The 10,047-nt window shown below is 68.2% G+C and carries 8 protein-coding genes and 1 pseudogene; 2 read left to right on the plus strand and 7 right to left on the minus strand.

Annotated features, from left to right (window positions below):
* From ASC93_RS27860 to ASC93_RS32655, 5 genes are all read right to left on the minus strand, one after another.
* Positions 1 to 1,389: methyl-accepting chemotaxis protein (locus ASC93_RS27860; protein WP_056450411.1), on the minus strand; the 1,389-nt coding region annotated here is incomplete at its 3' end.
* Between the two features lie 40 nt (positions 1,390 to 1,429).
* Entirely contained in the window at positions 1,430 to 3,547 is a 2,118-nt protein-coding gene (locus tag ASC93_RS27865) for a chemotaxis protein CheA (protein ID WP_056450429.1), read from the minus strand.
* Positions 3,548 to 3,549: 2 nt separating this feature from the next.
* Positions 3,550 to 3,792: a lipid asymmetry maintenance protein MlaB gene (locus ASC93_RS27870; RefSeq protein ID WP_229412895.1), complete on the minus strand. Its 243-nt coding sequence runs from the start codon at positions 3,790 to 3,792 to the stop codon at positions 3,550 to 3,552.
* Positions 3,793 to 3,888: 96 nt separating this feature from the next.
* Positions 3,889 to 4,257: a response regulator gene (locus ASC93_RS27875; RefSeq protein ID WP_056450415.1), complete on the minus strand. Its 369-nt coding sequence runs from the start codon at positions 4,255 to 4,257 to the stop codon at positions 3,889 to 3,891.
* Between the two features lie 8 nt (positions 4,258 to 4,265).
* Complete coding sequence (locus ASC93_RS32655) at positions 4,266 to 5,399, minus strand: methyl-accepting chemotaxis protein (RefSeq protein ID WP_056450417.1); 1,134 nt, start codon at positions 5,397 to 5,399, stop codon at positions 4,266 to 4,268.
* Between the two features lie 403 nt (positions 5,400 to 5,802).
* On the opposite strand from ASC93_RS32655, the gene ASC93_RS27885 reads away from it, so the two are divergent.
* Positions 5,803 to 6,555: a sulfite exporter TauE/SafE family protein gene (locus tag ASC93_RS27885; RefSeq protein ID WP_056450420.1), complete on the plus strand. Its 753-nt coding sequence runs from the start codon at positions 5,803 to 5,805 to the stop codon at positions 6,553 to 6,555.
* Positions 6,556 to 6,702: 147 nt separating this feature from the next.
* Here ASC93_RS27885 and ilvD read toward each other — a convergent pair whose 3' ends face one another.
* Positions 6,703 to 8,565 carry a dihydroxy-acid dehydratase gene (ilvD, locus tag ASC93_RS27895; RefSeq protein ID WP_056450424.1) on the minus strand — a complete coding sequence of 621 codons (1,863 nt, stop codon included), beginning with the start codon at positions 8,563 to 8,565 and terminating at the stop codon, positions 6,703 to 6,705.
* Between the two features lie 147 nt (positions 8,566 to 8,712).
* Here ilvD and ASC93_RS27900 point away from each other — a divergent pair, with 147 nt between their 5' ends.
* Positions 8,713 to 9,612 (plus strand): alpha/beta hydrolase, encoded by a 900-nt coding sequence (locus ASC93_RS27900; protein WP_082548395.1) that lies wholly within the window; start codon positions 8,713 to 8,715, stop codon positions 9,610 to 9,612.
* Positions 9,613 to 9,740: 128 nt separating this feature from the next.
* On the opposite strand, the pseudogene ASC93_RS27905 reads toward ASC93_RS27900, so the two are convergent.
* A pseudogene (locus ASC93_RS27905) lies at positions 9,741 to 10,047 on the minus strand (sodium transporter); the annotation flags it as partial.

Raw genomic sequence — 10,047 nt, forward strand, 5'->3', positions numbered from 1 at the left:
CGTCTGGCTCATCTGGCCGACGGCGGCGTTGATCTGGCCGACGCCGGCCGACTGCTCTTCCGACGCCGCCGTGATTTCCTGCACGAGGTCGGACGTCTTGCGGATGTTCGGCACCATGCGGTCGAGCAGGCCGCCGGCGCGTTCCGCCAGGTCCACGCTGTTCGACGCCACTTCGCCGATCTCCTGCGCGGCCACCTGGCTGCGCTCGGCCAGCTTGCGCACCTCGGCTGCCACGACGGCGAAACCCTTGCCGTGCTCGCCCGCGCGGGCCGCCTCGATGGCGGCGTTCAGCGCCAGCAGGTTGGTCTGGTAGGCGATGTCGTCGATGATGCCGATCTGCCTGGCGATCTGCTTCATCGCCGCGACGGTGGCTTTCACCGCTTCGCCGCCTTCCGCCGCCTCGCGCGCGGCCTGTGCGGCCATGCCGTCGGTGACGCGGGCGTTTTCGGTGTTCTGCGCGATCGACGCGGTCATCTGTTCCAGCGAGGCGCTGGTTTCCTCGACGCCGGCCGCCTGTTCGGATGCCGCCTGCGACAGCGATTGCGCCGTGGCGCTGACCTGTTCCGACGCCGACGCCAGCGACTGCGCGCCGCCATTCACGTCGCCGACCACCTGCGTCAGCTTCGCGATCATGTTCTTCATCGCGGCCAGCAGCCGGCCCGCTTCGTCGCGCGACGTGGCGCCGATGTCGACGGTCAGGTCGCCGCCGGACAGGCGGTCGGCCGCATCGACGGCGATGCGCAGCGGACGGGTGACGGACAACGTGATGAGCGTGGCCACGAGCAGGGCGAGAACGGCGGCGCCGGCGGTCATGGCGAGCACCTGCTGGCGGGTCTGCTCGTAGTTGCGGCTTGCGTCGTCGGCCACCGTCTGCATCTTGTCCGACTGGTGCTTGGCCAGTTCGTCGACGGCTTCGATCAGCTCGCGGTTGAGCGGCATGTACTCCTTGCTGACGAATTCCGCCGCACGCTGGCGGTCGCCGCGCACCACGCCGTAAAACTGGGCGTACGCCGGTTCGATCGCCGCGTGCTTCTCGACGATCTGCTTGAGCAGCTTCTTGCCCGTCTCGCTGGCGACGAGTTTCGTCAGGTCGCCGACGCGTGCATTCGTGTCGGCGCGCAGCTGTTCGATCAGCTTGCGATAGCGTTCGTTGTCCGCCTCGTCGCTCGTGAGCAGCATGCCGCGCATCTGGCGCGGGATGTCGACGACGTCGCGGATCAGGTCCTTGGCGATGACGACCTTCGGATAGGCGTCCGCCGTGATGTACACGGTGGCCTGGTTCATTGCCGCCATGCGGTTCGTGGCGAGCAGCGCGATCGCCAGCAACAACAGCAGCACCACGCCGAAGCCGAGGCCGAGACGGATACCGATTTTCAGATTCTTAAGCACGATGGCTCTCCACTTCATTTGAATTGAGACTGGCGATGTATCAGGCCGCCGCGGCCTGGCTTTCGGTTTCGACACCGGCCAGCAGGGCCGCCATGTCGAGGATCAGCGCCACGTCGCCGTTGCCGAGGATCGAGGAACCGGACAGGAAACGCGCGCCGGCGAACACCTTGCCCAGCGGTTTGATCACGGTCTGGAATTCTCCCAGCAGGCTGTCGACGACGAGGCCCGCCTTGCGGCCGCCGTAGCGCACGACGACGATGCTCTTGCGCCGCGCCGGCGCGCCCGCCACGCCGAAGCGCTCGCGCAGGCGCACGAAGGGCAGGGGCTGGCCGCGCAGGTCGACCCAGTCGCAGCCCGGCTGGTCGTGGAACTCGATGCATTCCTCGACCATCTCCATCGGAATCACGAATACGGACTTGCCGACGCCGACCTGGAACCCGTTGATGATGGCCAGCGTGAGCGGCAGGCGCACCGTGACGGTGGTCCCGACGCCTTCCGTGCTGGCGACGTCCACGCTGCCGCGCAGGGCGACGATGTTGCGCTTGACGACGTCCATGCCCACGCCGCGGCCGGACAGGTTCGTCACCTGTTCCGCCGTCGAGAAGCCGGGTTCGAAGATCAGGTTGAAGATTTCCTTGTCGGTCAGCAGGCGCCCCGGCTCGACGAGGCCGCGTTCGACGGCCTTGGCGAGGATGCGCTCCCGTTTCAGGCCGCCGCCGTCGTCCGTCACTTCGATCACGATGCTGCCCGAGTCGTGGTACGCGTTCAGGGCGACGGTGCCCTGCGACGGCTTGCCGCGCGCGGCGCGCACGTCGGCCGGCTCGATGCCGTGGTCCATCGCGTTGCGCACGAGGTGCGTGAGCGGATCGCCGATCTTTTCGACGACGGTCTTGTCCAGCTCCGCGTCCTCGCCGCTGACGTCCAGGCGGATGTCCTTGCCCAGCTCGCGCGCCACGTCATGCACGACGCGCTGGAAGCGGTTGAACGTCGCGCCGATCTTCACCATGCGCAGCTGCAGCGCATTGTCGCGTACCTCTTCCACGAGGCTGGACAGCGTGGAGGTGCATTCGAGCAGTTCGGGAATCTGTGTGCGGCGCGCGATGACGTTGGCGCCGGCGCCGGCGATGATCAGCTCTCCCACGAGGTTGATCAGGCGGTCCAGCTTGTCGGCGTCCACGCGCACGGAACGGCTTTCCTGCTGCGGCCGCGCTTCCGGTGCCTGGCGCTGTTTCGCGAGGGCGGCTTCGACGACGGGCGCGCGCACGGCGCCCTGGCTGACGAGGATGGCGCCGATCGGTTGGCCCGGCGCGGCGTTCGCCGCCTGCGCCGCGAGTGCCTGTTCCAGCTCGTGCGCGGTGATGCTGCCGCAGCGCACGAGCATCTGGCCGAGGCGCTCGCGCTGCGCTGGCACTTCGTCCAGCCAGGCGATGTATTCGGCGATGCGGTTCTCGGGCGGCAGGATGCGGATGGCGCAGTCCTCGCGCACGAAGTCGAACACGCTGTCGATGGTCGCCTTGTCGGCGTTGCCGGCAAAGCCGATCTCGAAGCCGAGGTAGCAGGATTCGGGATCGAATTCGTCCGCCGCGGGCAGGTCGTCGGCGCTCGTCGCGACGCCCGTGACGGTGCCGAGCTGGCCCAGGTAGCGGATGAACGACAGTGGGTCCATGCCGTTGCGCAGGACGTCGGGTCCGAAGCGCAGCGAGATGTGCCAGTGGCCGGCGGCGCCGGCGTCCGGCGTGCCGGCGGCGCTGGCGCTGGCCGGCGCCGGTGCATCGCCCAGGTAGCCCTGCAGCGCGGCGACGAGCGGCGCGCCCGCGTCCGTGAGCGCGGCGTTGGCGGCGAGCGTGCCGTTTTCGACGGCGTCGACGAGCGCGCCGATGTGGTCGCGGCAGGCGAGCAGCAGCGCCACCAGTTCGTCGCCGAGGGGAACCGTCCCGTCGCGCACCTTGTCCAGGACGCTCTCGGCCACGTGGGTGAATTCGACGACGGGGTCGAAGCCGAACATGCCGGCCGATCCCTTGATCGTGTGGGCCGCGCGGAAGATCGCGTTGACGGCATCGAGGCCGTCGCGCGCGACGGCGAGGAGGGCGGACTCCATCTGCTCGAGCAGCTCGCGGCTTTCGGCGATGAAGGTGTGCGTCACCTGGTCGATGTCGATGCTCATGCCGGATCTCCGTCGAGGTCGACGCCGAGCAGGGCGCAGGCGTCGCGCACCGCGGGGCTGGCCCCGCGCAGCGCCAGATGCCGGCCGAGGCGCGCGGCCTCGCGCCGCGCCACGAGCAGCAACTGCAGGCCGGCGCAGTCGAATTCCGTGACGGACGACAGGTCGAGCGCGGGCGCGGCGCTCGCGCGCACGGCGTCCATCAGCGCGGGTTTCAGTTCCGCGGCGCGGTAGATCGTCATTTCGCCTTCGACCGCCAGGCATGCAGCGGCCCCTTGGCTCGTTTCGCCAATATTCATCATTGCTCCGGGATGCGCCGGCGGTTGCCGGCGGTGGGGTCAGGACAGGGTCAGCTTCTGGACGGCGGCCAGCAGGGCCTCGGGCTTGAACGGCTTGACCATCCAGGCGCGCGCGCCGGCGGCCTTGCCCTGTTCCTTCTTGTCTTCCTGCGACTCGGTGGTCAGCATCAGGACGGGCGTGAATTTGTACGCGGGACGGGTCTTGAGTTCGCGCACGAACGTGATGCCGTCCATGTTCGGCATGTTGACGTCGCTGATGATCAGGTTGACCTTCTGGCCGGTCAGCTTGGCCAGCGCGTCCTTGCCGTCGACGCCTTCGATGACGTCGTAGCCGGCCTGCTTCAGGGCGATGCCGACGACCTGGCGGATCGAAATCGAGTCGTCCACCACCATGATGGTTTTTGCCATGAGAGTTCCTAGAAAAATGTGATTTCTTCGGCCTGCCGCGGGGCCGCCTTGACACTGCTCTTGTGGAGCGTGCGTTCCTCGGCCATCGCGTACGTGCTTTCCAGCTCGGCCAGCAGGCTGCGCGCGTCGAGTGCCTGCGGCGTGCCGCCGTCCTGCGCCTGCTCGTCCAGCCATGCGGGCAGGCGCGCGATGTTGTCGCGGACGTGCGACAGGATCTGGCTGACGCGGTCCTGGAACTGCAGCTGCACGAGCGCATTGCCGACTTCACCCTGGATGCCGGCGCTCTCGCGCGCAAGCAGGTCGGACGATGCGACGAGGGCGTCGGTGACGCCGCGCAGCGAGCCGAGCACGTTGCCGATCATCTGGCCGGACGCCTGCACGGCGCGGGACTCTTCGCGCATCGAATCGCCCGCGGCACGGCAGGTGGTGTCGATGGCGCTGCTGATCCGGCCGACCTGCTCGGCGATGTGCTTGCCCGCTTCGGCCGAGCGGTTCGACAGCATGCGCACCTCGTTCGCGACGACGGCGAATCCGCGCCCCGCCTCGCCCGCGCGCGCCGCCTCGATGGCCGCGTTCAGTGCCAGCAGATTCGTCTGCCAGGCGATGCTGGCGACGTCCGCCGCCATCTCCTGCAGGTGCGCGGTGACCTCCTGCAGGCCTTCGATCTTTTGCAGCATCTGCTGCTTGCTGGCGGCGGCGCCGGCCAGCATGTCCAGCAGCGAGCGCAACTCCTTTTCGCTGGCCGCGAACACGTCGACGATGCTGCCGCCCTCGCCGTTGCGGGCGGCGCCGGACGTCGCGAGCGCCTGTTCGAGGCGCATGACGATGCCGGAGAAGCGCTGCACGAGCTCCACGACGGCCGTTTCCATCTGCTCGCGCGAGGCGTCGATGTGCGACGTCCACACGCCGGCGACGTCGGCGCCGAACGCGCGGCGGCTGGCGAGGTAGTCGTCCGCCGGCGCATGGCCGTTTGCTGCCGCCGGCATCGCCGCGCGCACGGCGGCGAACGCACCGCCGGCCAGCAGCACGGCGGCGCACAGCCAGCCATGCCAGTGCCAGCCGGCCAGCGGCACGATGACGCAGGCCGCGGCCAGGGCCACGATCAGCGGGGAAGAGGTTTGCAGGGGGCGTAGTCGCGTCACGCGGCGCTCCGTTCGGTCAGTCGGTGTTCGGATGGGTCGAGCATCGGATCGGTATCCGGTGTGTCCCGTGTGTGCTGTTTGTGAACCGCACCGATGAGGATGATTACAGACCGAGTTGCCGTAGCGCAAGCTTTTGCGACACAAATATGCTGATGGGTCGTATAAACGACACACCCGTTAGATGATCGCTAACATATTGTTATGGCAAGGATTTTTTGCCGGCCGGCGGCGCTTGCGCGGCGCCGGCGTCCGGATGTGCCGTTTGTTAATGTTCAAATATTTAACAATACGCATGCGCCGCGGCGTGCCGGAAGGGCCGGGAAACGCTGCATTCGGAAATCACGAAAGGACACGCCGGGATTGCCGGATTGTGGGGAGGCGCCGCCACGGCTACCATCGACTCATGAACACAATGATCCTGACGTTTGCCGGCGGCGCGGTGGCCGGTGCGATGAATGCGCTGGCGGGGGGCGGTTCGTTCGTCAGCCTGCCGGTGCTGATTGCGGCGGGCGTGCCTCCGGTGCAGGCGAACGCTTCCAGTACGGTCGCCCTGTTTCCGGGTGGGGTGGCGAGCGCATGGGCGTATCGGGACGGCCTGGGCACGGTCGGCGCCGTTCCGCTCCGCGGGTTGCTGGCCGCGACGCTGTGCGGCGGCCTGGTGGGTGCGGTGCTGCTGTTGCGGACGTCATCCGCGGCGTTCACGGTCGTGCTGCCGTGGCTGTTGCTGGCGGCGTCCGTCGCCCTCGCGTTCGGACGGCGCATCGGGGACGCATTGCGTGCGCGCTGGCGCATCCGCCCGCATGCGGTGCTGGCCGTGCAGTTCGCGCTCGGCATCTACGGCGGCTACTTCGGCGGCGCGGTCGGGATCATGATGATCGCGGTGTGGGGCCTGCAGGGCTGCCACGACCTGAAACGGCTCAACGCACCGCGCACCTTGCTGGTCAGCGCGGCGAATACGGTGGCCGTACTCGCCTTCATCGCGGCGGGCGCGGTGCGCTGGCCCGAAACGCTGGCGATGCTGGCGGGCGCGCTCGTCGGCGGCCATGGCGGCGCGCACCTCGGACGGCGCGCGCCATCCAACGTCATCCGCGCCGTCACGCTGTTCGCCACGACCTGCATCACGCTCGCCTTCTTCGTCAAAACCTATGTCATGTGAGGACACCATGCTCCAGGCCTTGCTCGCAACGACAGGACTGCTCGCCATCGCGGCCAGCATCGCGGCCAAATTCGTCAAGCTGCCGGACGGCGCCGGCGGGGATGACGCGCCGCGCGGCCGCCGGCGCCGACGCGGCGCGTGCGCCGGTCAGCGCTTCAGCTGCGCCAGGTCGCGCACGGCGCCGCGGTCGGCCGACGTGGTCAGCGCCGCGTAGGCGCGCAGCGCCTGCGAGACGGCGCGCTCGCGGTTCACCGGCTGCCAGGCGGCCGCGCCGCGCGCGTCCATCGCGCTGCGGCGCTGCGCCAGTTCGTCGGCCGTCACGCGCAGGTTGATGGTGCGGTTCGGGATGTCGATGTCGATCATGTCGCCTTCTTCCACGAGGCCGATCGCGCCGCCTTCCGCCGCTTCCGGCGACGCGTGGCCGATCACGAGGCCGGACGAACCGCCCGAGAAGCGGCCGTCGGTGAACAGCGCGCAGGCCTTGCCGAGGCCCTTCGACTTGATGTACGACGTCGGGTACAGCATTTCCTGCATGCCCGGGCCGCCTTTCGGGCCTTCGTAGCGGATGATGACGACGTCGCCCGCATGTACCGTGTCGCCCAGGATGGCTTCGACGGCCGCGTCCTGGCTTTCGAACACGCGCGCCTTGCCGGAGAACTTCAGGATGCTGTCGTCGACGCCGGCCGTCTTCACGATGCAGCCTTTCTCGGCGATGTTCCCGTACAGGACCGCGAGGCCGCCGTCCTGGGAGTAGGCGTGCGCGCGGTCGCGGATGCAGCCTTCGGCGCGATCCAGGTCGGCCGTGGCGAAGCGTTCGGCCTGCGAGAACGCGGTCTGCGTCGGCACGCCGCCCGGCGCCGCGCGGAACAGGGTGTGCACGGCCTGGTCGTCGCTGCGCTTGATGTCGTACTTTTCGATCGCGTCGCCCAAGGTCGGCGAGTGCACGGTCGGCAGCGACGTGTCCAGCAGGCCGGCGCGCGCCAGCTCGCCCAGGATGGCGATGATGCCGCCGGCGCGGTGCACGTCCTCGATGTGGTATTTGTTGGTCATCGGCGCGACCTTGCACAGGCAGGGCACCTTGCGCGAGATGCGGTCGATGTCCGCCATGTTGAACTCGACGCCCGCTTCGTGCGCGGCGGCCAGCAGGTGCAGCACGGTGTTGGTGGAGCCGCCCATCGATACGTCCAGCGCCATCGCGTTCTCGAAGGCGGCGCGGGTGGCGATGCTGCGCGGGAGGACCGTGTAGTCGTCCTGCTCGTAGTGGCGCTTGGCCAGGTCGACGATCAGGCGGCCCGCGCGCAGGAACAGTTCCTTGCGGTCGGCGTGCGTCGCGAGGACGGTGCCGTTACCCGGCAGCGACAGGCCCAGCGCCTCGGTCAGGCAGTTCATCGAGTTCGCCGTGAACATGCCGGAGCAGGAGCCGCAGGTAGGGCAGGCCGAGCGCTCGACTTCGGCGACGTCGGCGTCCGAGATGTTCGAATCGCCGGCCTGGATCATCGCGTCGACGAGGTCCAGCTTGATGATCTTCTTGTCGTTGTTGACGACCTTGAGCACCTTGCCCGCTTCCATCGGGCCGCCCGACACGAACACGGTCGGGATGTTGATCCGCATGGCGGCCATCAGCATGCCCGGGGTGATCTTGTCGCAGTTCGAGATGCAGACCATCGCGTCGGCGCAGTGCGCGTTGACCATGTACTCGACGGAGTCGGCGATCAGGTCGCGCGACGGCAGCGAATACAGCATGCCGCCGTGGCCCATCGCGATGCCGTCGTCGACGGCGATGGTGTTGAATTCCTTGGCGACGCCGCCCGCCGCCTCGATCTCGCGCGCGACCAGCTGGCCCAGGTCCTTCAGGTGCACGTGGCCCGGCACGAACTGGGTGAAGGAGTTGACGACGGCGATGATCGGTTTGTCGAAGTCGCCATCCTTCATGCCGGTCGCGCGCCACAGGGCGCGGGCGCCCGCCATGTTGCGGCCTTGGGTCGTGGTATGGGAACGGTAAGTGGGCATGGTGTCTCCTCTGGGAATCCGAAAAGCATCAGGGTGCCGTTTCGGCGGAGAGTTGTCCAATATATGATTCGGTGGGCTGTGATTCGTATTTCATATCAGCGCGCCAGAATTATTGCATTTTGGTAAATATATCTTTTACACTGGGGCATGCTGATCCGGACTATTGTCAATTCTGGGCTGAGACGCGGCCTGAAGCCGCTGTGGAACGACATCCCGTCCGTCGGACGCATGCGCGCGACGTACCTGCGTATCGACCGTCTGGGGACGCTCGGCCGGCGGCCCGTGCGGGTCCATGCCGCTGAGGTCGGCGGTGTGGGCGTGGAATGGATCGGCCGGCCCGACGCGGCCCGCGACGGCGTCATCCTGTATCTCCATGGGGGCGGCTTCGCGGTACGTCCCGCATTGGCCGATCGCCGTTACTGTGCCGGACTGGCGCGCCGCACCGGATGTCCCGTCGTGCTTGTGCCGTACCGGCTCGCGCCCGAGTTTCCGTTTCCGGCGGGCCTGGAAGACTGCTGCGCGGCCTACGCGGGCCTGCTTGCCGCCGGTATTCCGGCGCACAAGATCGTCGTGATCGGCCATTCCGCCGGTGCGAACCTGGCGCTCGTGCTGCTGATGCGGGCGCGCGACAACGGTTGGCCCCAGCCGGCGGCCGGCATCCTGCTGTCGGCACCGACCGACCTGACCGCCGGCAGTCCGTCCGCATCCGCCAACGCCGCGCGCGACAGCATGCAGGGACCGAACATCTGGCCGTGGGTGAGGATGACTTACCTTGGCGCCGTCGACCCGGCGCACCCGGAGGTCTCGCCGCTGTTCGGCGACTGGGCCGGCCTCGCGCCGCTCCATTTCCACGTCTCGGACACCGAGATCATCCTCGACGACAGCGGGCGGGCGGCCGAACGTGCGCGCCAGGCCGGCAATCGCGTCACGCTCTCCATCTGGCACGACGTGCCGCACAGCTTTTATTACATGAACGCGCTGCGGGAGGCCTGGCGGTGCCGTGCCGAGGTGGTGGCGTTCGTGACGGACGCGTTGCGGCGGACGTAAAAAAGGCGGCCCGCAGGCCGCCTCGATTCCGTGCGTAGGGTGGGCACCCTGTGCCCACGCGTAGCGCATGCGTGACGCGGACGTCCGCGCGGGCTCGGGGAGCCCGCCCTACGACGATCGGCGGATCGTTACCACCACATCCCGTAGATCGTGGCCAGCGCCACGCAGATGACGGCCGAGCCGAAGGCGAACGCGCCGTCGACCTTGAACAGCTTGGTGTCGACGATCAGCGCTTTCACTTTGCCGCGGGCGAACACGGTGCTGAGCAGCACCATGCCGGCGACGACCAGCCAGAATACGATGAACATGCGGTCCAGGAACGGGATCTCGTACACGCCCGTGCCGTTGTCGACGGCGAAGCCGATCGGCGCGAGGAAGTGCAGGTCCATCATCGTCGGCAGGAACTTCAGGATGATCGAGAACACCAGGCCGCCG

The organism is Massilia sp. Root335 (assembly GCF_001425685.1).
In the GTDB taxonomy this organism is placed as follows: Bacteria; Pseudomonadota; Gammaproteobacteria; order Burkholderiales; family Burkholderiaceae_D; genus Telluria; species Telluria luteola.

What these genes read in the sequence shown, in the direction of transcription:
- ASC93_RS27870 (WP_229412895.1), bottom strand. Translation starts at nt 3,792, where the DNA reads ATGACGATCTACCGCGCCGCGGAACTGAAACCCGCGCTGATGGACGCC.
- ASC93_RS27875 (WP_056450415.1), bottom strand. Translation starts at nt 4,257, where the DNA reads ATGGCAAAAACCATCATGGTGGTGGACGACTCGATTTCGATCCGCCAG.
- ASC93_RS27885 (WP_056450420.1), top strand. Translation starts at nt 5,803, where the DNA reads ATGAACACAATGATCCTGACGTTTGCCGGCGGCGCGGTGGCCGGTGCG.
- ilvD (WP_056450424.1), bottom strand. Translation starts at nt 8,565, where the DNA reads ATGCCCACTTACCGTTCCCATACCACGACCCAAGGCCGCAACATGGCG.
- ASC93_RS27900 (WP_082548395.1), top strand. Translation starts at nt 8,713, where the DNA reads ATGCTGATCCGGACTATTGTCAATTCTGGGCTGAGACGCGGCCTGAAG.